Source organism: Mesorhizobium sp. M2E.F.Ca.ET.209.01.1.1 (assembly GCF_004010375.2).
Taxonomy (GTDB): domain Bacteria; phylum Pseudomonadota; class Alphaproteobacteria; order Rhizobiales; family Rhizobiaceae; genus Mesorhizobium.
Map to the genome: position 1 here is coordinate 1 of NZ_SADP02001057.1, position 298 is coordinate 298.

General features: G+C 64.1%; 1 pseudogene. It reads left to right on the plus strand.

Annotated elements, in window-relative coordinates:
- Positions 1–67 precede the first annotated feature (67 nt).
- A pseudogene (locus EN852_RS42990) lies at positions 68–298 on the plus strand (DNA ligase-associated DEXH box helicase); the annotation flags it as partial.

Genomic DNA, 298 nt, shown 5'->3' on the forward strand with positions numbered 1-298 from the left:
CTCGAAATGCAGAAGGGCGACAAGGCCGACCAGGCGATAGCGGTGCGCTAGCTGTCCTTCGAGGTGACAGAAGGATGCGAACTGCGCGCCGTTCGAGCCGATCCGCTGCGACGTCTTCATCACCGAGGCGACTTTCGGCCTGCCGGTGTTTCGCCATCCGCCCGATACGGAAGAGATCGCCCGGCTGCTGAAATCGGCAGCGCAATTCCCGGAGCGCTCGCATCTGGTCGGAGCCTATGCGCTCGGCAAGGCACAACGGGTGATGCGGCTGTTGCGCGACGCCGGTTACGACAAGCCG